This window comes from Novosphingobium sp. HII-3 (assembly GCF_002916655.1).
GTDB classification, from domain to species: domain Bacteria; phylum Pseudomonadota; class Alphaproteobacteria; order Sphingomonadales; family Sphingomonadaceae; genus Novosphingobium; species Novosphingobium panipatense.
The window spans coordinates 18,217-37,042 of sequence record NZ_PPSM01000006.1; the positions used below are offsets into that span (position 1 = coordinate 18,217).

Sequence of the window (18,826 nt, forward strand, 5' to 3'; positions counted from 1 at the left end):
GAGCTACACTTCCATCCCGAAATCATCACCGGCATCATGGTCCCTGCGGTGCTCCTCTTCTTCAAGGCCGATGCCCTGACGCTCTTCGCGTGCGATCAGGCTTTCCTGTTCCTGCCTGTGTGCGCCGGGGCGATCCGTCTCCTTGCGCTGGTCTGCTCTTTGAAGCCGCTGCGCATCGGTGCTGCTGGCCTGCTCGCGCTCTGCTTCCTTCCGATCGTCGGCGGCTCCTGTCTGAGGCGGAATACCTGAAAGCCAGGACTTGGCACTGGGTGCCAGCTGAGGCGACTTGTCGGTTGCCGTTGCTGCGTCCTGAGGCCGCGTCGGCTCTGCCGCTGCCGGAAATGCTTGCCGTAGCGCTTCCGCGCTCAATTCCGCTTCAGTGCGGATTTCGCCGGTGATTGGATCGTGCTCGGGTTGCCGCTCACCAAGGTCTAGGACCTCCTGCGGCTTGCTGTCCGGCGTGTCGGTTTCCCGCCCGTCCTCGCCCTTGGCGTCTTCGTCTTCCTCCCCGGTCGGAGTGTACTCGGAAGCGCGCATGGTGGCGACGCGCTCGAAGCCGCGTGCGACCTCGGGATAAGGCTGCCACTTGAGCTGGATCTGCGCCGCCGGGAAGCCGTCAGGGAACTTCACGAAGCCATGAAGTGCCGGCAGTTCCTTGATGTCATCGGGCATGACAAGGTGCTGCACTTCCTTGCGCGGCGTGATCGTCGAAGCATCGCGCGAGTTGTTGTAGCCGTAGCTGTAAGCCTCATCCATCTGGCGCACCTCGCGGCTGCCGATGAAGTCCGCACAGCGCTTCGCCGTCTCGATGTCGGACGTGGTCAGGATGAGCTTGGTTCGTGCCAGCGAGCCCAGGTTGATGGCGCCGTTCTCGCCATAGGTTTCGGCGAGCTTGCCAAACGAGTGGATCCCCAGCACGAAGGCTCCACCGACGGCGCGGGCGGTCTGCAACCCATGCTCGATCGCCGGCAGCCGATGCAGCGCATGGACCTCGTCTAGCAGGAACCAGGTGCGCAGATTTCGCGTGCGGCCAATGCGGAATAGCGCATTGACGGCAAGGTCCATCCAGAGCGTCAGCAAGGGCCTGTTGAGCACCAGATCGGGGTGAGTCGAGGTGATGAACAGAATGGCGCCTTTGTCGCCTTCCTGAGCCATCCAGCGGTTGATGGAGAAGCCTTCTTCCCCCGGCGCCGGATCGGGAAGGAACCGCAGTGCATTCGCATGCGTGTTAAAGGTCGCGCGAATGGACTCGGCCATCTTCGCTGCTTGAGTAGCGACCAGGGGTGCAGCAACGGTGTTTTCGAGCTCCTGGCTGATCTTCTTGAGATCAGCTTGCATGAGGTGGTAGGCGAGCGCTCCGTTGCTCTTCGCACCCTTCTGGATGAGCTTCATGCACATCTCGACGAAGAGGGTTCGAGCCGCCTTCTGCCAGAAGTCGTCCTCCGAGTTGTGACCGCCCGGAACGAGAGCCTCGGCGGCCGACAGGAACTCGGCGTAGTTGTCGCAGTCGGAGAAGATCGTCCACGGCTTGCACCGCTTGTCCATCGTGTTGAGGATGGTGTCTGTTTCAGGGTTGTAGAAGCTCTCGACGAAGCTGCCGGTCAGATCGAAGATGACGCACCGGTGCCCTCTGGCGCGAGCTTGCGTGACAAGCTTCTTAAGCTCGGTGGTCTTGCCCGCGCCGGTCGTGCCGATGAACATCATGTGGCTCTGCTCGAGCCTCCAAGGCACGGGAATCGTCGCCAGCTTGTAGGGTACGTGGAAGTCGTTCTGGACGCGCTTGCGCACCGAAAGTTTTAGCACCTTGGCCGGGTTTGCCGGCGGCGTCCGAGCCGCACATTCCTTGTAGAACTCCTCGCGGTTGTGACGTCTGATCTCCTCGCCTAATTGCTCGCAGGAAATGAGCAGCGCGCCACGCTCGTGGCGCTCCTTCAGGATCTCCTTTCCGCGCTTCTTCGAGTAGTCCACGAACCAGAGGGTCAGCGGTGCGCAGATGAAGACCGACCCCAACCCCGAAGCCAGCAGAAGCCGCGTGAACTTGTCCCATGCCGCGACCACCGCCGAGTGGTACGGCACCCACGACATCTGCCCGACGACGACCGAACTATCTGGCAGCGTGAGGTTGACCTGCTTGTGCGGATTGAGCGCTACCCAGTTCCACACCTCCGCATAGATCTTCATCAGCACGAGTTGGATTTCATGCTCGGCGAAGTAGAAGAACGAGACGATCGAAAGCAGGAGCGCAGAGGTGCCTAACCACGTCATCATCGGCACGCGGATGCCCGCCCAGGTCATCATCAATTCATGCGAGAAAAGCTGCGATCCTCGCGTGAAATTGCCGGCGTTTCGCACCACCCTGCCACGGGCGGAATGGTGTTCGAGCGTGGCCGCCTTCTTGCTGAACCGAATGTCATCAGACATGGTAGGTCTCCACGTTTGTGGAGGCCGCCTTGACCAGCATGTCGACGTCGTCGGGATTGGTTTCCGAGGCGCGACGCAGGCAGTCGATAACGAGGATCTCGAGGCCTGTTAAGAGGCGCTCGACGTTGACGTTTTGTGATTTGAGAATAAGCGGCGCGCCGACCTGTATGATGTGACGAAGCGCATCAGAGCGGTCACACGACTTGATAGCCGCGACCTCGTCTACAAGACGGGCCAGCTCGGGCGCCACGCGGGCACTCAGCTGTTGGTTTTCAGATAATGATTTCATTCCCAAGCCTTTCGGAAGGCTTGGTTCGGGTATCGCGAGGTCTGTATTATCTCGGCGTGTTGATGGTGTCTAGGCGAATTGCGTCTTCAGGGGAAACCGCGTAACCTACTGCACTTGCTTGTGAAACCCGCACGGCCCTTTGCTGTCACCATTTGAAACCAGTGGTTTCATATGGTGACATAGAAATATCAATTACTTACACTGCGGCGTGCCGCATAGGGTGTGCTAATCTTAGGGACTGAATCAGTCGCTCTCTTGGTTTGGTTGCATGTCGGGGTCCTTGAAGCTGGACCGGAGTCCTGTGGTCGTCCTCGCGGCCGATAGGCCGCACCGAAATTGCTTGCCTTGGGTCAGGTCATCTGAGTTCGCGTCGGTGACCTTCTGCTCTACCGCATGGGTGGCTCCATGCTCCTGCGAGCGCATCCACGCTTCTAGCGAAGATCAAATGACGTGGCACTGTGGGGCTTCTCGAACCCGAGAAAGCCGCGAGTTCATGGTGGCTCGCGAGCGATGCAAATCGTGCTACAAACCGTCGGGAGGACGTCACTTGGTCGGAGAGTACCATGGCAGGAAAACTGGATAAGGAACGCGAGGCGATTGCCGCCGCTGAACGCGAGTTGGCGGAGCGGCGTAGCCGCCTCGCCGAGATGGAACGCGAGGAGCAGGAGAAGGAGCTGCAGCGCCTGGTCAAGAAGCTCTCGATCGACGTTGCGATCGACATTCTCACCCGGGCTGCAGAGATGAAGCCGAAGGCGGCAATCGAGGCGCTTGCAGCGGTTGCCGGGAAGCCGGCTGAAAAGGCGGCGAGCGAACGTGCATTAGAGCCTGCTTGAGGTTCGCGCGATCGGGCGAAGATCGCGAGAGCAGCTTGCAAAAAAGGGCGCTGGAGCATGCTCCGGCGCCCTATTCTTTTGAGGTTTTAACGGCAGGTCTACGCCCACGATAGGTGCGGCGCCTGGTCCCCGCAATCGGTGTAGGAAAGACGCTCCAGGTACTCGTAGGTGGTGGTGAGATTCCCTCGTTCGAACCGATGGTACGTTGCGGGGTTCGCGAGCGTCGATCGCAGTGTCGAGAGAGGGATGCCTTCGGTAACGTGGTTGTCCAATCCGAGACAATCGAGAACATGGTCCGCTTGCTCAGAGGTGACGGCAATCTCCGGTGTCAGGGTGATGTGTTCGCTGACCTGGAGGATCGCATCCGTATTAGGGGCTGCGCGGCTCACGCGGATGGCTCGTCCTAGAAACTGAGCCTCTTCGAGGATGGCGAGGACATCCAGTCGCTCGGTGAATAGCCCTGCGAACTTCGCGAGAGCGACGGCGTTGGCGTTGGCCTCGAAATTGTAAGCCGTGCCTTCCGTCTCGCCGGCTTCAGGTTCGGTCACGACGGAGTTGTACTGGAGGATCGAGCGTAGCCGTGCCAGCTCGCGAGCGTTCAGCGGGGCAGGCTTGGAACGAAGCTGCGTCTGCGTGTCTACGATACGGAAGAAGGTCAGCATGTCTCTCTCCATTTGAAAGGCCGCCTTCCTCTCTCCCCCTCCTCTTTCGCCTCGCCGGATCGCGCCACGCAGGCGAGCCGCGGCGATGCACCTGGACCGCGTATGCGGGCCGGTGCGAGCATGCCGGCGATGCCGTGACCCGGCGCAGGCGGACCGCGCGAAGCGAGACGGCCGCAGGGCCGTCAGCGAGCAAAGGACCGCCGCGCCGGCCGCTGCCCTTGCCGCACGCGTGCTACCTTCGCCGCAAGCGCGCCGCAGGCGAGCCGGAGCGATGCACCAGGGCCGCGTAGGCGGGCCGGTGCGAGCATGCCGGCGATGCCGTGACCCGGTGCAGGCGGACCGCGCGAAGCGAGACGGCCGCAGGGCCGTCGGCGAGCAAGGGACTGCCGCGTCGGCCACTGCCCTCGCCGCACGCGAGCGACCTCGCGCCACGCGCACCGCAGGCGAGCCGGAGCGATGCAGCTGGACCGCGCATGCGGGCCGGTGCAAGCCATGCCGGCGACGCCGTGATCCGGCGCAGGCGGACCGCGCAAAGCGAGACGGCCGCAGGGCCGTCAGCGAGCAAGGGACCGCCGCGCTGGCCACTGCCGTTGCCCCACGCGGGCAACCTCTCGTCACGCGCACCGCAGGCGAGCCGGAGCGATGCACCAGGGCCGCGTAGGCGGGCCGGTGCAAGCCATGCCGGCGATGCCGTGATCCGGCGCTGGCGGACCGCGCAAAGCGAGACGGCCGCAGGGCCGTCAGCGAGCAAGGGACCGGCGCGCCGGCCACTGCCGTTGCCCCTCGCGGGCGACCTCTCGCCACGCGCACCGCAGGCGAGCCGGAGCGATGCAGCTGGACCGCGCATGCGGGCCGGTGCGAGCATGCCGGCGACGCCGTGACCCGGCGTAGGCGGACCGCGCGAAGCGAGACGGCCGCAGGGCCGTCAGCGAGCAAGGGACCGCCGCGCTGGCCGCTGCCCTCGCCCCACGCGGGCGACCTCTCGCCACGCGCACCGCAGGCGAGCCGGAGCGATGCAGCTGGACCGCGCATGCGGGCCGGTGCGAGCATGCCGGCGATGCCGTGACCCGGCGGAGGCGGACCGCGCAGCGAGACGGCCGCAGGGCCGTCAGCGAGCAAGGGACCGCCGCGCTGGCCACTGCCCTCGCCCCACGCGAGCGACCTCTCGCCACGCGCACCGCAGGCGACCCGGAGCGATGCAGCTGGACCGCGCATGCGGGCCGGTGCGAGCATGCCGGCGATGCCGTGACCCGGCGGAGGCGGACCGCGCGCAGCGAGACGGCCGCATGGCCGTCAGCGAGCAAGGGTCCGCCGCGCTGGCCACTGCCCTCGCCCCACGCGAGCGACCTCTCGCCACGCGCACCGCAGGCGAGCCGGAGCGATGCACCAGGGCCGCGCATGCGGGCCGGTGCGAGCATGCCGGCGATGCCGTGACCCGGTGCAGGCGGACCGCGCGAAGCGAGACGGCCGCAGGGCCGTCAGCGAGCAAGGGACCGGCGCGCCGGCCACTGCCCTTGCCCCACGAGGGCGACCTCTCGCTACGGGCAACCGCAGGCGAGCCGAACGACGTGCGCGAGGCGCGAAGGCGCCGCGGCGGCACAAGGGTCGGCGATGCCGTCAGGGCGCAGCGGGTCGCCATCGTCCTGGCGCGAACTCGACGTAGCCGTTCGCGCTGAGGTAGCCGGCGACTTCGCGCTCTCCGCAGTTGTAGCGACGCTCCCGGTGCGCGATCGTGTCGGTGATGATCTGGGCTCCGGCGTCCATCGCGAGCTGGATCTCGGCAAAGTCCGGTCGAACGCGCCCTGCCCGGTCTCCCTCGGCCGAGATCATGACGATATCGTCGCGAGTGTAGCGGCCGGTATTGGCGAGGTGCCCGACCGCGAGAGCATAGGCGCGGGTGGAGCTTCGAGGGGAGCCGCGACCGATGAACTTGTCGGCGAGATCGGCTTTCGCCTGGTCCTTGTCGAAGTGGCTGGTCTTGCGCTGCGATGGGTCGAGATTGAGCATCGTGTCCTCCATGATGGCCACGACTTCGCCTCCCCCTTTCCTCTCGCCTGCACAGGCGACGTCCTGGTCGCGGCGAGGGGGTTCGATGCCCCTGAGCCGCGGTGTAGCGCGAGAAAAGAGAGGAAGGAGGCCCGGGCGGCTGCCCGAGCCTCCGAGAGGCGCTTACGCCCGTTGTGCGCCCTGTGCGGCGCGTTGGTCGGTGAGGCGTCGGATGTGCAGCGGCACCCCGGCCTGGCGCAGGCGCTGCGCGAGGTTGGACTGGATGCCCGAGCCTTCGCACACGATCGCCTCGACCGGCCGGAGCTTGACCAGGTTCTCGTTGCGCAGGAAGGGCCCGCGCTGACCGTGCGCTCGGTTAGGGATGAAGCTGATCGCCTTGACCTTGCGCGACTGGGCCCATGCGGTCGCGATCGCGTCGACGCCCTTGCGCATCCCGGTCGTGGCCAGCACCATTTCGGGGACGCGTGCGTGGATGTCGTCGAGGATCGTCCAGAGCATCTCGTGGTCGTGCCAGACCTGGCCGCCCGACACGACCACCATCGGCCCGGTGGGTGCGTGCTCCTCGTTGCGCTGGCGGTTGCGGGCGGCGAGGAAGTCGCGGGCGTTGATCTGCGAGGCGGTGACGCCGTTGCGGGCGACCTGCGATCCGCGCGTGGCGGTGAAGGGCTTGCCGGTCTCGACCCGGTACACTTCCGAGGCGTGGTCGCGCATGGCTTCCAGGGCTTCGCGGCAACCCTGCAGGGTCTGGCAGAGCAGCTGCGTCTCTTCCATCTCGACGGCGTGGATCTCGGAAGGATCGTAGGTCCGGGCAAGCTCACCCAGCTTCTTGGCGGCGTCGTCCTCGCGGCCCTCGGCGAGGCGGGCGGTCATGTGGAAGGAGTTGACGAAGCCCCAGACGATCTGCTGCGCGAACTCCTCCATGCGGGTGTCGCGAAAGACGTCGAAGATCGTGCCGACGGCGAGCTCGACTGCCGCGCGCGCCATGTCGGGGTCGGGCATCTCGGTGGCGATCGGCGCGTCCATGACGGTCAGCTTGGCCATCTCGCTGTGCTCGATGAAGGCGCCGTCGTAGCTCTGCTCGTGAGTGTCGCCGGCGCGTGCGATGCGGTCAGCGGCGAGGTTGGCTGCGAGATCGGCGAAGTTGGTGAACTTGGTCATGAGAGCCTCCTTTGTCCGTCATCCTCTTGATGACCCTCATCATCAGGCAGGTGGCGGTCAGGAGGTCAGGGACGGCCTAGAGGCCGCCGCGAAGCGGGCCGTGGGGGAGCCGATTTTGTCGGTGTCCTGGAGCGTAGCGGAAGGGCGGCGGCAAAATTGGGGGAACCGCGGATCCTTGACGGACGCCAACCGGTGCCTGCCAGACTTGGCCTACAGTGTGAGAATATTTTAGAACTGCCCTCTCCCCGCGCCCTCCCCCGCTACGGTCCCCGCAGAGCCGCCCTGGGTGAGCGCGGCACCTCCCGCAAGGGATCGTGACCCGTCAGGGCCGAGACCCGCTTGGCGGGGCTCGGTGGAGCTAGGGCTTCGAGCGCGCCGGCGACTGCCGGCAATGCGACAAAGCCCTAGCGGAATAGAGCCCGGTCCCGCGCAAGCGGGATGCGGCTGTGGACAGCTACTCCGTCGTTTGATTGACAAGACTGGCGGGATGAAGGAGATCAGGGGTGTGAGATCCCTGATCTTTCAAAGGGGCCGCTGTGACAGCAGTGGGCCCCTTTCCATGTCCATAGTCGTGTCAGTGGATGCTGTGCGGGTCCGGCTTGGGTTCCAGGTAGAACTCGAAGTTTTCGATCAGCAGTCCTCCGCTCTTGGCGTGTGGCACGGCGGAGAAGCTGAAGGTCCTGGGGTGCTTGGATTCGATGAGAGCGAGGAGCGCTTTCATGGCGAGATCGGAGATCCGCACCCGGCATCCCATCCTGGAAGACCGCTCGTCTTCGGTCCGTGGCAGCAGCAGAACGCGGTCGTGCTCCCAGGCTTCGATCTCGTCGGAGAGCGTGACGAAGGTGATGCTTATGGGAAAGGTGGTTGCAAGGTCGAGTGACCTGCCCTGCATCAGGACCTCGACCCACTCGCCCGCGTGGGCGCTGTAATCGACTTCGAGCCGTACGGTCAGATCGGGATCGGTGATCTTGACTTCGACTTCCTCGCTTGTGCGGTCGTTATCGATGGCCGGGCCCACGGCAGTCTCCCTGTTTTTTATGAGCGAGGGATAACAGCACAAAGCGCCAAGGCGAAGGCCTGGCGCAGGGTACTTTATGGGCGAAACAAGTTGTTACGCGGCCTGGCAAGATCCCACGCCGAGAGCAAAGCCGAGTTCCTGCATTCCAGCGAGGTGCTCGATGTAGAGGTGGCCGAACGCCAGGTCTTCGTCGATCTGCTCGTCGTCGGCGAAGATCTGCGCGACCTGGCTTGGCCCAAGCGAGTCGAGGTCGAGCGCCTCGATCAGCTCGACACGTCGATCGGCGTAGCGTTCCAGGGAGTGGAGGCGCTGCGCGGCGCGATCGAGGTCGCGGGTGGAGGTGATAGCGAAGTCCTTCATGGCTGGTGTCTCCTGCAGGATGGCGAAAACGAGAAGGGCGGCGCTCTTGCGCCGCCCTCGCTGGGTTCAGATGAACTCGATGTCTTCGGCGATGATCTCGCAGCCGTAGCGGGTCTGGCCTTCGTTGTCGGTCCAGCGGCTGTAGTGGATGCGGCCAGTCACCGCGAGCAGGTCGCCCTTCACCTTGTGGTTGCGGACGCCCATGCCCTTGCCGTTGAAGATGGTGACCTTGTGGAACTCGGCGTCCTTGAGCGGGTAGCCGGTCTCGGGGTCCTTCTCGACCTTGCCGTCGCGGATGCGGGGGCGTTCGGTCACGAGGGTGAGTTCGGTGATGCGGGTGTCGCCGCGATCGCGAGCGATGGGGTCCTTGGCCAGGCGACCGACGAGTTGGACGTTGTTCATTTTCCTAAGCCTCCAGTTGAACCGGTGGTTCGTCCGCCGGTGCCCCTGATGAGCCCCTGGGCGGGGGCCGGCCCACCGGAGCGCAGCGGAGGGGAACCCCTAAGGACCGGGGTGGTGCGGGCAGCCCGCGAAGCGGGCAACTCGGCCCGGGACGCCGGGGTTGGGTAGGTTCCCGAACGGGGGCAAGGGGCACTACCGAGACGGTCGGACCACCGGGTCTCTCTGGAGGCTGGTCGCGGAAAAGAGCGTTGTCCTTCGGCTCGCCGCTTCGCGACAAGGTTCGCGTCGGTTGTGATCGCCTCTCGCGACAGCCAGCGTCATTGAGCTTGCCCGGCTTGAGTTGATCGACGCTCTTGCGCGTCGGCAAGGTCGGGGAGGACCTGACCGCCCCAAGGAAGACGCCATTTCTGCAGGCGCCATTGAGGCTGGGGCATTGGTGTCCGCAATCACGGTCGACGGCGCCGCGGTGACCGGCTGCGTCCACGCACCTGGGCCGTCAAAACGAGCGCAGCCCTGCGAAGGCGGGATCATCGTCGAAGATGTCGCGAGCCGATCTCTGCGGGGGTGAAGAGAGCTGCCTTGCCCTCGCGGTTTGGACTTACCGGCGGCTCAACGGTAGATGTCTCGGCGGTGCCCAACCGTGACGACCAGGATGAGCAGCTTGCCGTCCTGGATCTCGCAGATCAGGCGGTAATCGCCGACACGGTAGCGCCACAGCCCCGCAAACTGACCAGTGAGCGCTTTCCCGGAGGAGCGGGGATCCTCAGCATCGGCTATTCGCGTGCGCAGGAACGTGATGATCCGCTTGGCGGCGGTACGATCCAGCTTGGAGAGGGCTCTTTCGGCGGTGTCGGTCAGCTCAATCTGCCAGGCCAAGGCGCTTCTCTACCTCGTCGAGCGAGCTTGTTTTTTCGCGGCCGCTCCGGACGTCTTCCAGCACTTTCTGAGCGACGTAGACGTCTTCTACGTCGCCGATACCCCGCTCGATGATCTCCCGAAGGTAAAAGGCTTTGGTTCGCCCGGTGGACGCGGCAAGGCGGTCTAGCCGTTGCTCGATCTCGGGTGCCAATCTGATTGAGGTGGCCACGGCCAGCGCTCCTTTGCTGAATACGTGTATTCATCATATCACACGCGCGAGTGGAACGCGAGTGCGAGTCAACGGCTGCATAGAAAGACCCGCCACTCCGGCAGGGGAACCGGAGGGCGGGCCTTTCCGCCGACGCGGGGGGCGCACGCCGGCTAGTTGAAGCGCTTGGTGTGTTGGGTCGAACCCGCGCTACTGGAGCTAGTCGCGATCCTCATTCCCGTTTCAGGGCCCGGGACCGTGGGCGATCATCAGCACCGCTGATGAGCCAGCGAAGGTCTTTCGCGCCTTCGTATGCGATAGCGGCGGGTTAGGCCGTTATGGCGGTCGCTCCTTCCAGGGAGGGTGTATGATCGTGAAGCTGCGCGACATTGGGGCAGATCACGCCCAGGTCCATCTCCTCAGCCAGCTTGGAGAAGTCGCGGTGCGCGCGGACCAGCTCGGATCGGGCGCCGACGAGGTCGCGCTGCACATTGGCGAGGCGCGCCAGCGGCTGCTGCATCGTGTGCGCTTCGACGGTGGCGATGCGGGCGCGCGCCACTTCGGCCAGCAGCTCGCCCGATTGGGCGAGAAGGCTGTCGAGATCGGCTTCGAGATTGGTGACGCTGCGGGCGATCCGCATCCCTGCGACGGTGGGGGTCATCGTAGTCGTACTCCGTAAGAAGGTAGCGCCGGGCGTGATTGCCCGGCGCGGGTTGTTGGAATTTCAGGCGTTCTCGGGCTCCTTCTGCTGCTTGCCGCGCGCGGGCGTCTTGGGGGCGGGAGCGGTGCTTTCGCCCAGGCCGTCGCCGGCGGCGGGAGCCTGCTCGCTGCCATGCTCATCCTCGGGACCGGCAGGCGGCATCGGCGGGAGGGCACTGTCGCTACCCGCCACGGCCGGCATCTCCCGCTTGCGCTGCGGGCGCCGCCAGCTGACATTGTAGCTGCCGTCCTCCTGCCGGAAGAGCGCCACATCCAAAGCTTTTTCGAGGCTCGGATCGTCGACCCGGCCCGAGAAGAAGACCTCGCCCGAACCGTTCGCCGAGTATTCCCAGACGGCGCCGATCTTCACCCAGGTGCGACGGTCGGCCGAGAGGCCCATCACGTCGAAAGCAGGCGCGCGCTCCTTGTTCGAGATGACCTCGCGCAGCGCCACGACCGCGTTGAAGCCCAGCGTCACGATACGACCGACCGGGGTGCCCTGCTCGTTCAGCTTCAGATTGCCAATGTTCATGCTCATGCCACTTCTCCAGATGCGCTCGAACCCATTGTCCGAACCACCTTCCTCCTTCCCCCTCCTCCCCCGGGCCCTTCCGGCCCGGCCCGCGCGAACGCGCGTAATCCGCCGAGCCACAAGGCGAGGCGTCGGGTCATGGCAAAGCCGAGTGAGAGGAGGTGGCGTTCGGCCACTGGTCAGCACCGGCGCGTAGCCAGTTGGCTATTCGTAGCGAGGGCGGACCGCCGCAGGATAGGCTGGCGGCGCTATGTTCTCGAATACGAGCACCGAGTGCCTGCCGCCCTCGTAGATCAAGGATTCGACTGGACGTTTGGTCCGCTGCAGGCGTGCGAGCAGGCGGTTGGCGCGCAGTGCAATATCCGTTGCTCGATCTGCGGAACCTACGACGCGAACGATCCGCACCAGGGTGCCGCAGTCGAACCACCAACCGCCTTCCTCGGGACCTCCCCAGGCGCGATCGACTTCGTAGATGGCCAGGACGTGTGGCATGGTTCTACCTCTTGGCTTCGCGCGCTTGCCGCAGATGGAAGGCGTTGATCGCGGCGGACTGGCGTGCGACCTTCTGCTCGATCGAGCCGATCTCGTTGCGCGCAGCGAGACGCAGCTCGGAGAGCCGGCGCTGAAAGTCAGCTTCGTGGTGCTTGGTCCAATCGGTCGCATGACGGCCGAAGGTTGCCGGCAACCCTGGGGTGGCCCGCGTAGCGGCTTCGGCTTCATGAGTGAGCCGCAACTGCAGCGTTCGAAGGCGGGCCTGGTTGTCGGCACGCCGATCGCGCATCAAGCGCAGCCGGTGCGCGGCCGTGTTCACGTTGTACCCCGGAGCGATCGCGCCCGGGCGAGCAGGGCCCGCACGTCTTCCTCATGGCGCAGGAGCTCGTCGAGGCAGTCGGCCGCGCTGTCGGCGAAGCTTTCGTGATCCGGGTTGCTCATGTCGATGACGCCGACGATCGCCTGCAGCACATCTACGATGCAGGGCGCTGGGCGCTCTTGTTGAGGTTGATTTTCCATGTCGTCCTCACAGCAGTTCGTAGGTGCGGTGGCCCGCGTGGTCGTGGGCGACCGCGACATGGAGGGTCTGGATCTCGGCAGCGGTATAGGTCCGCTCCATCCAGGTTTCTGCCGCCTGGCGATCGGCGTCCTGGTGGACGTCGCGCTCGCCGACATAGCCGGCGTTCTCGACGACGACATAGCGTGACGCAGCAGCTTCGAGCCCGTCGGGCACCAGGTCCGGGAAGCCGGCACGCAGGTTGTGGTGCAACGTCTCGTTGTCGGGCGGGAAGAATGATCCGTCAGGCCCTGGCCTAGTGGTCATCATCGCACCGCGAACGATGTCCTCATAAGTGCGCCCTGCGAGGTCGGCGGTTCGACCAGGACCGTAAACGATCGGCGGCGCAAAGCCTGCGGACAGCCACGATGAAAGCCCGTCTTCGACGCGCGTCAGGTAGTCGGCGGCCACGGGATCGTCCTTTGCGGCGTCGCTGATCTCCGCAACCAACTCGCGATAGGTGCCGAAGTCGTGAGCGTTGGCCTTGGCGCGAAGGGTTACGCCCTCGGGCGGAACGCCGTACCTCGCGATGATGGCGGCGCGATAGAGCCTGACCTCGAGACGGTTGATCGTCGCAAAGTCGTCGGTTTGACCAAGTTGCGCGCACTCCTCGTTGATCGGTGCAGCGCCGATTTCGACGGTATAGGTCATCGTCATCTCCTTTCGAACGCTACCCTCCTCCCCCTCACCTTTGATCCGGGTCCTGATCCGCGCGAGCATCGCGCAAAAAAGGGCTCTCCGCTCACGAAGGAGGGGCGAGCCCAGGTGGTGGGCCGGCGCGGGAGGAAGGCGCCGGCCTCGGGGACATCGTCAGGCGTTCTCGAGCTCCTTCTGCTGCTTGCCGCGCGCGGGCGTCTTGGGGGCGGGAGCGGTGCTTTCGCCCAGGCCGTCACCGGCGGCGGGAGCCTGGTCGCTGCCGTGCTCGTCTTCGGGACCGGCAGGCGGCATCGGCGGGAGTGCGTTGTCGCTGCCCGCCATGGCCGGCATCTCGCGCTTGCGTTGCGGGCGGCGCCAGCTGACGTTGTAGCTGCCGTCTTCCTGCCGGAAGAGCGCCACATCCAAAGCTTTTTCGAGGCTCGGATCATCGACGCGGCCCGAGAAGAAAACCTCGCCCGAACCGTTCGCCGAGTATTCCCAGAGCGCGCCGATCTTCACCCAAGTCCGACGGTCGGCCGAGAGGCCCATTACGTCGAAGGCGGGGGCGCGCTCGTTGTTCGAGATGACCTCGCGCAGCGCCACGACCGCGTTGAAGCCCAGCGTCACGATACGACCGACCAGGGTGCCCTGCTCGTTCAGCTTCAGATTGCCAATGTTCATGCTCATGCCACTTCTCCAGATGCGCTCGAACCCATTGTCCGAACCACCTTCCTCCTTCCCCCTCCTCCCCCGGGCCCTTCCGGCCCGGCCCGCGCGAACGCGCGTATCCGCCGAGGCCCAAGGCAAGGCGTCAGGGCTCGGCGGCGCGAGGTCAGAGGGGGTGGCGTTCGGCCGCTGAACGGCGCCGCTGGTCGATGAGCGCTATCTCAAGCCGCGACGGCGTATTATGCTGCATCGCGGTAAAAGGGGGTGCCGGTGACGCGATCTTCAGGAACTCTGACCAGGGCGCATATCGCCGCGGCTATCCAGGCGAAGGTGGGTTTGACCAACGCCAAGTCTCTGGACCTGACCGAAGCGATCATCGCGTTGATGTGCGCGAGCATGTCACGCGGCGAGAATGTGAAGATTTCCGGGTTCGGAACCTTCCTTCTGCGCGAGACGGGCGAGCGCCTCGGTCGTAATCCCAAGACCGGGGAAGAGCACGCGATCGAGGCGCGGCGTGTCTTGACCTTTCGCGCAAGCGCGAGCCTCAAGGAACGCGTTGTTCAAGCGCCGCAGGCAGTAAAAGCCCCGCGGCTAAGAGACCGCGTGCTCGTTAATCAGGACTGATGTCGAACAGCCACCCATTGACGGTGAGCATTTCGCGCTCGTTCCGATTAAACGCGGCGAAGCTTCCGTCGAGATCCGCGCCCGGCTTGATGAGAAGCTCGAGCGTGTACATCGAGCAGTCGGCGATCACCGCGTCGGTATAACCGGCGGCGATGGCCTCTTCCTCGGTGACGATCGCGGCTACATCGGTGGTCAGCATTGCCATAGCTTACAGCTCCGAGATCATCGGTCGACGATCACAATGGCGGCGCGCGCCTTCGGCGCTGCTAATCGCATAGTTGATCTTCTGCGTGGCCTTGGGTGCGCCGGCCTCGCGCAGCAGCTTGCGAGCGCGGCGCATGAGTTGCAAGGCCTCGTCGATCTGACGCTTGGTCTTGGGCTTTGCGGGTGCGAGGCGGCGCATCAGTAGTCCTCCCGCGCCATGATCGTCACGACGCGGCGCGTTACGGAGGCGTCCGCAGGGTCTTCCGACCCGAATTGCAGGTCGGGATCAAAATAATCGATCTTCACGAACGCGGGCACGCCGTCGATCTCCAGTGCCGCGAAGTCGCGCTCGGGGGAATCCGGCTTGAATGTGCAGCGACGAGCGGCGCGCATAACCTTGGCCTGCGCCATGACCTGTCCAGGCAGAGTCCCGTCGGACAGATGGGCCAGGAGATTGGATGTCATCACGACCTTTGCGGAACGGTCGAGACCATGCCGGGCGCGGTCGTTCAGGCGGGCGATGGTCTCGGTGCGATTGAGTGTGGGTACGAGCATGACCGTCTTCCTTTCAAACAGGTGTGCTCTGTCTTTCCCTCTCCCCTTTCAGCGGTTCTCCCGAACCACGAGATGTTGAAGGCGATGGAGCCGTCCGTCAGCGTGTCGCGCACGAGCGCCAGGTCACGCAGGTCGACATAGACGGTATCCGGATCGCCGCCTTCGCCGGCGACTTCGGTCAGGATGTCGTCCAGCGCTTCACGCAGCTCGGCGATGTTGGTGGGCATCCACCGGTTCATGACTTGCTTGCTCATGGGGATCTCCGTCGATTTGAAGGGCGTGGAAGCGCTGGAGCCAGGTCTCCAGCGTGGGTCTGGTTTCCAGGGGATGATGTGCCGCCATCTCCTGGAACCTCACGAGGGAGGTTGGCGCCGAGGCGATGATGCTGTCGATTTCGGCCTCCGGCAGGAGCCGTTCCTCGCGGATGAAGTCGGTCATCCGGCCCGGGCGCGTCTTCGTTGCTCTGCGCCAGAGACCTTCGACAGTGCGGAGCCGCGGCGCGGCGCGTGCCTCGATCAGGACGATCATGCGCAGCCAATAATCAGGGAGCGCCCGCACCTCGTCGATCTTCATCGCAGTGCAGAACACACAAGATGATTTCGGAGGCACGGGCAGGCCTGCGGCGCGGATACGATCTTCGCAAGCCGGTCGGTCCCATCGCCATTCGCGGAGCGGATAGCGGTTGTCGAACAAGGGATCGTGGATCGTCGCGGCATGGGCGTAGCGTTGCCCGTCGCGCCTACCGGCATCGTAGCCGATGTAGCGGATCACCTTGTCGCCGCGAGCCCAGGCTTCGAGCGCGGGCCCCCAGGCCTTGATGAAGGCCTCCTGCGGAGCGGCTTTATATTTCAGGCTGCAACTGCTCCGGCCGAACGCGATGCTCGGCAGACAGCCGTTCGTGAGCAACGATCCGGCTAGGTCAGCATAGGGTGGATGGTGCTTGAAGCGCTTGGTGACGTAGCGCACGACGTGGAACTCGATATCGTGGCGCGCCATCCATTCGCGCATCATTTCGAGGTACGCGTAAGTCTCCGGTTTCTCGGCGCCAGGGTCGGCGGTCAGCACCAGGTCGGGTTTCCGGCCTTGGTGAACGAGTTCGATCAGCATGGCGGTTGAATCGACCCCGACGCCGTAAGACAGGACAGTTGGCGCTTGCGCGAGCTGTAGATAGTCGATCGAGCGCGGGGATCGCCTTGGACCCGGCAAAGCCTGTGCGGCGATCATGCCGGCACCGACTGGGCATCCCAGTCGTACTCAGGGAGTTCGTCGAGCGTGGATGCGTCGCAATCCCACATGATCCACTCGCACCGCTCGCGCTTGGCGACGTGGATCGCGGAGCGGATCTCGGCCGGAACGTCTTGCGCCTCGATGATGCCGACGTCGTCGCAGACGTACATGAACCAGCCATAGTCGCCCTTTTCGAAGCATGCCCAAGCGCACTGGGGCATCCAGTCCCGAGCGGTTCGCGGGCTCATGTTTGCGGTGCTAAGCACCAGCATCTTTGCCGTTTCCATGTGTGCTTCCTGTTCTATCGGGAGGGGGCGATACGTGCGGCGGCGCGCTGGGCGCGGTACTGCTCGAGTATCGCTCCCTGCTGGGTGACCACTTCGGTCAGGTGCCGATGAAGATCGGGGCATGGCTGCGATGCCCGGCTGTTCCGGGCGAGCAGCCACCGGGCATCCTCAAGGGTGAGACGGTTCTCGCGCTGGCGAGCATAGACAGCTTCCTCAAGCTCGTGCGCGCCGCTGAGGATCCTCACCGCACGCTCGGTGATCTCGGGCGGTCCGGCGTTGACGATTGCCCAAGCCGGATGGGTTTGGCGTACCGCGGCGATCCCGGCATCGGACGGCCTCATCTTCAACTTGTAGATCTGTTCGTCGTCGCCGATCCGCAGGATACTGGCCTTCAGGAGCCGACTGAGCTGCCGCTCGGCTTGGCGGCGGTCGATAAGACGCGCCACAAGCAGTTCCAGATCGCAGGCGTGGCCGCAGTCGTAGGGTGCCCGTTTCGCTGGATCGGGCTCGAGAGGCCCATCGGGCGGTTCGTGCGCGGCGAGCCAGGTGTCGATCGCAGCAAGGTCAGGACCGTCATAACCCTTTATCGGGTTGAAACTGTCGGCCGCGCCGTGACCACTGTTGTGCGCGTGGAAGGCGCGTTGCCCATCGACCAGGATCGTGGCGGTGTAGGCGGTGGTCTCCTGCGAGAAGGCCGGCGCCAGCTTCAACTGGTGCAGTTGGATTTGCATCGGATGTTCCTTCGGCGGTGGAATGTCAGAATGGGAGGCCGGCGCTGAGCCGGGTGGCGCCACCAAAGCGGCGCAGGGCCTGCGTCATTTCCTGGCGCAGCTTTGCTTTGCTGGAGACGCATATGTCCGCGCTGAGCGGCGCGTGGTCGGCAGTGACAAAGCCCTCCGCTCGGCTGGCGTCGCCCATGCTGACCCGGATAAGGTGGCCTCGCTCGGGGGCGGGCCCTGCATACCGCACGGTGAACTCGCCGAGCTTGGCCGACAGTCCTTTCGCGGCTTTGCTCCAGCGGATGTGGCCTGCGCCGATGTTCTGGCCGGGCAGGCGGCCGCGATCGAGCCAGGTGGCAAGGTGGGCGCGCTGCTGCAGCGGTGTGTTGCGGGTGCGCTCCATGGTGCGCAGCACCGGAATGGCATCGCTGAACGCGTCCAGGACGCGCAGGTACTCGCCCTGCGCGGTCACCAGAAGATCGTCGATTTCGCGGCTCGCGAGAAGTGATCGCAGTATATCGCCCTGATGGGCGTCAGCGATCAGTTCATCTGCCTGCGCCTTCGTCATTGTTGTCGAACAGGTGCTGCACCTCTCGGCATCCACAAAGCCGGCCTTGGTCGTGAGGACGATGATGGTCGCCGTGTCGTTTGACCGCTCGCGGATAAGATCGATGGCGGGAGACCTCCGGGATGGTTGGCCATCGCGACCGGGCGGAGGCTGCAGGTCGAGCTCGGTCAGAATCACCGCGCGGCGCTGCCAGGAAACCGGCCGGTGGGTGTCCTGCGGCAGTGGCCAGAGGCTTGGGCGTAGCTTGCCGCTCAGCGGCTGTGCCGCTTCCGGCAGGGCAGCGTCCCGGACTGCAGCGGCGATGTTGGCTCGGCGCGCAGCATCGAAGACGTCGCCTGTATCACCGCCGCCATCGGCGAAGCCGTGGTCGTAGGCGGCACGCAGTTGCACGGCCGCTTGCCTGCGGGTCGGCGTGCCGGGACGGTGTTCCCATCCCGCCGTCGCGGCGTACCAGCCCTGGGCGTACTGCACTGAGCAGTCCCACTCGTAGCCGTGCTCGTCGCGAGCGCGGATCACCGCTTCGTCCTGTGCATTCGCCTCGCCGTTCTCGACCTGGCGCCGCGTGAAGGCGAAGTTCGTCGCTTGGCGTTCGGCCTCGCTGCGTTCGCTCATCGCTTCGAAGATCGGCCGCATCGCGATCGTACGCTCCCGGGTGCGCGCCATGCGCGCGTCGGCGGGTGCGTCGATCGCGAGGTCCGGGAAGTCGCGCCAAGCCTTCGCCAGAGCGTCGGCCTCGGCTGCGCTGCGTCCTCGCGCGAGCCACGTCGCCGGCTCGGTGACGGCGAGGGTGTTGTGATTCATGTGGGTGGCTCCCGATTCTTCGCGCCTGAAATCAGACGCGCTCG

General features: G+C 65.0%; 27 protein-coding genes. 2 read left to right on the forward strand and 25 right to left on the reverse strand.

Going from position 1 to position 18,826, the window contains the following annotated elements:
- Positions 1 to 3 precede the first annotated feature (3 nt).
- A complete protein-coding gene (locus C2R25_RS01240) occupies positions 4 to 2,421 on the reverse strand; it encodes a type IV secretion system DNA-binding domain-containing protein (protein ID WP_103727492.1) in 2,418 nt (805 codons plus the stop codon).
- A complete protein-coding gene (locus C2R25_RS01245; RefSeq protein WP_146049592.1) occupies positions 2,414 to 2,710 on the reverse strand; it encodes a hypothetical protein in 297 nt (98 codons plus the stop codon). Before C2R25_RS01245 ends, C2R25_RS01240 begins: the two co-directional genes overlap by 8 nt.
- 563 nt (positions 2,711 to 3,273) lie before the next feature.
- Between C2R25_RS01245 and C2R25_RS01255 the strand changes: the two genes are divergently transcribed.
- A complete protein-coding gene (locus tag C2R25_RS01255) occupies positions 3,274 to 3,543 on the forward strand; it encodes a hypothetical protein (protein WP_103727495.1) in 270 nt (89 codons plus the stop codon).
- Between the two features lie 98 nt (positions 3,544 to 3,641).
- On the opposite strand, the gene C2R25_RS01260 is transcribed toward C2R25_RS01255, so the two are convergent.
- From C2R25_RS01260 to C2R25_RS01335, 15 genes are all read right to left on the reverse strand, one after another.
- Positions 3,642 to 4,205: a hypothetical protein gene (locus C2R25_RS01260; protein ID WP_103727496.1), complete on the reverse strand. Its 564-nt coding sequence runs from the start codon at positions 4,203 to 4,205 to the stop codon at positions 3,642 to 3,644.
- Between the two features lie 1,617 nt (positions 4,206 to 5,822).
- A complete protein-coding gene (locus tag C2R25_RS01270) occupies positions 5,823 to 6,233 on the reverse strand; it encodes a hypothetical protein (protein ID WP_103727498.1) in 411 nt (136 codons plus the stop codon).
- Between the two features lie 141 nt (positions 6,234 to 6,374).
- Positions 6,375 to 7,370 carry a DUF2493 domain-containing protein gene (locus C2R25_RS01275; RefSeq protein ID WP_103727499.1) on the reverse strand — a complete coding sequence of 332 codons (996 nt, stop codon included), beginning with the start codon at positions 7,368 to 7,370 and terminating at the stop codon, positions 6,375 to 6,377.
- A 574-nt stretch (positions 7,371 to 7,944) separates the two neighbouring features.
- Complete coding sequence (locus C2R25_RS01280) at positions 7,945 to 8,388, reverse strand: hypothetical protein (RefSeq protein ID WP_103727500.1); 444 nt, start codon at positions 8,386 to 8,388, stop codon at positions 7,945 to 7,947.
- A gap of 93 nt (positions 8,389 to 8,481) precedes the next feature.
- Complete coding sequence (locus C2R25_RS01285; RefSeq protein ID WP_103727501.1) at positions 8,482 to 8,748, reverse strand: hypothetical protein; 267 nt, start codon at positions 8,746 to 8,748, stop codon at positions 8,482 to 8,484.
- Positions 8,749 to 8,814: 66 nt separating this feature from the next.
- Positions 8,815 to 9,150 (reverse strand): single-stranded DNA-binding protein, encoded by a 336-nt coding sequence (locus C2R25_RS01290; RefSeq protein WP_103727502.1) that lies wholly within the window; start codon positions 9,148 to 9,150, stop codon positions 8,815 to 8,817.
- A 609-nt stretch (positions 9,151 to 9,759) separates the two neighbouring features.
- Positions 9,760 to 10,026 (reverse strand): type II toxin-antitoxin system RelE/ParE family toxin, encoded by a 267-nt coding sequence (locus C2R25_RS01295; protein WP_103727503.1) that lies wholly within the window; start codon positions 10,024 to 10,026, stop codon positions 9,760 to 9,762.
- Positions 10,010 to 10,237: a DUF6290 family protein gene (locus tag C2R25_RS01300; protein ID WP_103727504.1), complete on the reverse strand. Its 228-nt coding sequence runs from the start codon at positions 10,235 to 10,237 to the stop codon at positions 10,010 to 10,012. The genes C2R25_RS01295 and C2R25_RS01300 overlap by 17 nt, the downstream gene beginning before the upstream one ends.
- Positions 10,238 to 10,544: 307 nt before the next feature.
- Complete coding sequence (locus C2R25_RS01305) at positions 10,545 to 10,877, reverse strand: hypothetical protein (protein ID WP_103727505.1); 333 nt, start codon at positions 10,875 to 10,877, stop codon at positions 10,545 to 10,547.
- 63 nt (positions 10,878 to 10,940) lie between these two features.
- The gene (locus C2R25_RS01310; RefSeq protein ID WP_233203701.1) at positions 10,941 to 11,453 is read right to left on the reverse strand and encodes a DUF736 family protein; all 513 of its coding nucleotides are present in this window, start codon (positions 11,451 to 11,453) and stop codon (positions 10,941 to 10,943) included.
- Positions 11,454 to 11,651: 198 nt separating this feature from the next.
- Positions 11,652 to 11,939, reverse strand: a complete 288-nt coding sequence (locus C2R25_RS01315) for a hypothetical protein (protein WP_103727506.1) — start codon at positions 11,937 to 11,939, stop codon at positions 11,652 to 11,654.
- Positions 11,940 to 11,943: 4 nt separating this feature from the next.
- Positions 11,944 to 12,228, reverse strand: a complete 285-nt coding sequence (locus tag C2R25_RS01320) for a hypothetical protein (RefSeq protein WP_146049593.1) — start codon at positions 12,226 to 12,228, stop codon at positions 11,944 to 11,946.
- Between the two features lie 26 nt (positions 12,229 to 12,254).
- Entirely contained in the window at positions 12,255 to 12,458 is a 204-nt protein-coding gene (locus tag C2R25_RS01325; RefSeq protein ID WP_103727508.1) for a hypothetical protein, read from the reverse strand.
- A 7-nt stretch (positions 12,459 to 12,465) separates the two neighbouring features.
- Positions 12,466 to 13,146, reverse strand: a complete 681-nt coding sequence (locus tag C2R25_RS01330; protein ID WP_199183732.1) for a hypothetical protein — start codon at positions 13,144 to 13,146, stop codon at positions 12,466 to 12,468.
- Positions 13,147 to 13,305: 159 nt separating this feature from the next.
- Complete coding sequence (locus C2R25_RS01335; protein ID WP_103727509.1) at positions 13,306 to 13,818, reverse strand: DUF736 domain-containing protein; 513 nt, start codon at positions 13,816 to 13,818, stop codon at positions 13,306 to 13,308.
- 249 nt (positions 13,819 to 14,067) lie between these two features.
- Here C2R25_RS01335 and C2R25_RS01340 point away from each other — a divergent pair, with 249 nt between their 5' ends.
- Positions 14,068 to 14,421, forward strand: coding sequence for an integration host factor subunit alpha (locus C2R25_RS01340; RefSeq protein WP_103727544.1), 354 nt, complete (start codon positions 14,068 to 14,070; stop codon positions 14,419 to 14,421).
- Here the strand turns inward: C2R25_RS01340 and C2R25_RS01345 are convergent.
- The 8 genes from C2R25_RS01345 to C2R25_RS01380 are packed head-to-tail and all read right to left on the reverse strand — an operon-like array spanning position 14,408 to position 18,782.
- Positions 14,408 to 14,626, reverse strand: coding sequence for a hypothetical protein (locus C2R25_RS01345; protein ID WP_103727510.1), 219 nt, complete (start codon positions 14,624 to 14,626; stop codon positions 14,408 to 14,410). The two genes, C2R25_RS01340 and C2R25_RS01345, sit on opposite strands and share 14 nt — an antisense overlap.
- A gap of 3 nt (positions 14,627 to 14,629) precedes the next feature.
- Positions 14,630 to 14,824: a hypothetical protein gene (locus C2R25_RS01350; protein WP_103727511.1), complete on the reverse strand. Its 195-nt coding sequence runs from the start codon at positions 14,822 to 14,824 to the stop codon at positions 14,630 to 14,632.
- Positions 14,824 to 15,180: a DUF3768 domain-containing protein gene (locus C2R25_RS01355; RefSeq protein WP_103727512.1), complete on the reverse strand. Its 357-nt coding sequence runs from the start codon at positions 15,178 to 15,180 to the stop codon at positions 14,824 to 14,826. Before C2R25_RS01355 ends, C2R25_RS01350 begins: the two co-directional genes overlap by 1 nt.
- A complete protein-coding gene (locus tag C2R25_RS01360; RefSeq protein WP_146049594.1) occupies positions 15,135 to 15,434 on the reverse strand; it encodes a hypothetical protein in 300 nt (99 codons plus the stop codon). The genes C2R25_RS01355 and C2R25_RS01360 overlap by 46 nt, the downstream gene beginning before the upstream one ends.
- Positions 15,379 to 16,404, reverse strand: coding sequence for a hypothetical protein (locus C2R25_RS01365; protein WP_233203702.1), 1,026 nt, complete (start codon positions 16,402 to 16,404; stop codon positions 15,379 to 15,381). Before C2R25_RS01365 ends, C2R25_RS01360 begins: the two co-directional genes overlap by 56 nt.
- Complete coding sequence (locus C2R25_RS01370; RefSeq protein ID WP_103727514.1) at positions 16,401 to 16,694, reverse strand: hypothetical protein; 294 nt, start codon at positions 16,692 to 16,694, stop codon at positions 16,401 to 16,403. Before C2R25_RS01370 ends, C2R25_RS01365 begins: the two co-directional genes overlap by 4 nt.
- A gap of 14 nt (positions 16,695 to 16,708) precedes the next feature.
- A complete protein-coding gene (locus tag C2R25_RS01375) occupies positions 16,709 to 17,425 on the reverse strand; it encodes a hypothetical protein (protein WP_103727515.1) in 717 nt (238 codons plus the stop codon).
- 25 nt (positions 17,426 to 17,450) lie between these two features.
- Positions 17,451 to 18,782 carry a hypothetical protein gene (locus tag C2R25_RS01380; protein WP_103727516.1) on the reverse strand — a complete coding sequence of 444 codons (1,332 nt, stop codon included), beginning with the start codon at positions 18,780 to 18,782 and terminating at the stop codon, positions 17,451 to 17,453.
- Positions 18,783 to 18,826 lie beyond the last annotated feature (44 nt).

What these genes read in the sequence shown, in the direction of transcription:
- C2R25_RS01380 (WP_103727516.1), bottom strand. Translation starts at nt 18,782, where the DNA reads ATGAATCACAACACCCTCGCCGTCACCGAGCCGGCGACGTGGCTCGCG.
- C2R25_RS01260 (WP_103727496.1), bottom strand. Translation starts at nt 4,205, where the DNA reads ATGCTGACCTTCTTCCGTATCGTAGACACGCAGACGCAGCTTCGTTCC.
- C2R25_RS01305 (WP_103727505.1), bottom strand. Translation starts at nt 10,877, where the DNA reads ATGACCCCCACCGTCGCAGGGATGCGGATCGCCCGCAGCGTCACCAAT.
- C2R25_RS01255 (WP_103727495.1), top strand. Translation starts at nt 3,274, where the DNA reads ATGGCAGGAAAACTGGATAAGGAACGCGAGGCGATTGCCGCCGCTGAA.
- C2R25_RS01360 (WP_146049594.1), bottom strand. Translation starts at nt 15,434, where the DNA reads ATGAGCAAGCAAGTCATGAACCGGTGGATGCCCACCAACATCGCCGAG.
- C2R25_RS01350 (WP_103727511.1), bottom strand. Translation starts at nt 14,824, where the DNA reads ATGCGCCGCCTCGCACCCGCAAAGCCCAAGACCAAGCGTCAGATCGAC.
- C2R25_RS01330 (WP_199183732.1), bottom strand. Translation starts at nt 13,146, where the DNA reads ATGACCTATACCGTCGAAATCGGCGCTGCACCGATCAACGAGGAGTGC.
- C2R25_RS01290 (WP_103727502.1), bottom strand. Translation starts at nt 9,150, where the DNA reads ATGAACAACGTCCAACTCGTCGGTCGCCTGGCCAAGGACCCCATCGCT.
- C2R25_RS01375 (WP_103727515.1), bottom strand. Translation starts at nt 17,425, where the DNA reads ATGCAAATCCAACTGCACCAGTTGAAGCTGGCGCCGGCCTTCTCGCAG.
- C2R25_RS01275 (WP_103727499.1), bottom strand. Translation starts at nt 7,370, where the DNA reads ATGACCAAGTTCACCAACTTCGCCGATCTCGCAGCCAACCTCGCCGCT.
- C2R25_RS01245 (WP_146049592.1), bottom strand. Translation starts at nt 2,710, where the DNA reads ATGAAATCATTATCTGAAAACCAACAGCTGAGTGCCCGCGTGGCGCCC.
- C2R25_RS01320 (WP_146049593.1), bottom strand. Translation starts at nt 12,228, where the DNA reads ATGCGCGATCGGCGTGCCGACAACCAGGCCCGCCTTCGAACGCTGCAG.
- C2R25_RS01240 (WP_103727492.1), bottom strand. Translation starts at nt 2,421, where the DNA reads ATGTCTGATGACATTCGGTTCAGCAAGAAGGCGGCCACGCTCGAACAC.
- C2R25_RS01355 (WP_103727512.1), bottom strand. Translation starts at nt 15,180, where the DNA reads ATGCTCGTACCCACACTCAATCGCACCGAGACCATCGCCCGCCTGAAC.
- C2R25_RS01285 (WP_103727501.1), bottom strand. Translation starts at nt 8,748, where the DNA reads ATGAAGGACTTCGCTATCACCTCCACCCGCGACCTCGATCGCGCCGCG.
- C2R25_RS01365 (WP_233203702.1), bottom strand. Translation starts at nt 16,404, where the DNA reads ATGATCGCCGCACAGGCTTTGCCGGGTCCAAGGCGATCCCCGCGCTCG.
- C2R25_RS01345 (WP_103727510.1), bottom strand. Translation starts at nt 14,626, where the DNA reads ATGGCAATGCTGACCACCGATGTAGCCGCGATCGTCACCGAGGAAGAG.
- C2R25_RS01310 (WP_233203701.1), bottom strand. Translation starts at nt 11,453, where the DNA reads ATGAGCATGAACATTGGCAATCTGAAGCTGAACGAGCAGGGCACCCCG.
- C2R25_RS01315 (WP_103727506.1), bottom strand. Translation starts at nt 11,939, where the DNA reads ATGCCACACGTCCTGGCCATCTACGAAGTCGATCGCGCCTGGGGAGGT.
- C2R25_RS01325 (WP_103727508.1), bottom strand. Translation starts at nt 12,458, where the DNA reads ATGGAAAATCAACCTCAACAAGAGCGCCCAGCGCCCTGCATCGTAGAT.
- C2R25_RS01370 (WP_103727514.1), bottom strand. Translation starts at nt 16,694, where the DNA reads ATGGAAACGGCAAAGATGCTGGTGCTTAGCACCGCAAACATGAGCCCG.
- C2R25_RS01335 (WP_103727509.1), bottom strand. Translation starts at nt 13,818, where the DNA reads ATGAGCATGAACATTGGCAATCTGAAGCTGAACGAGCAGGGCACCCTG.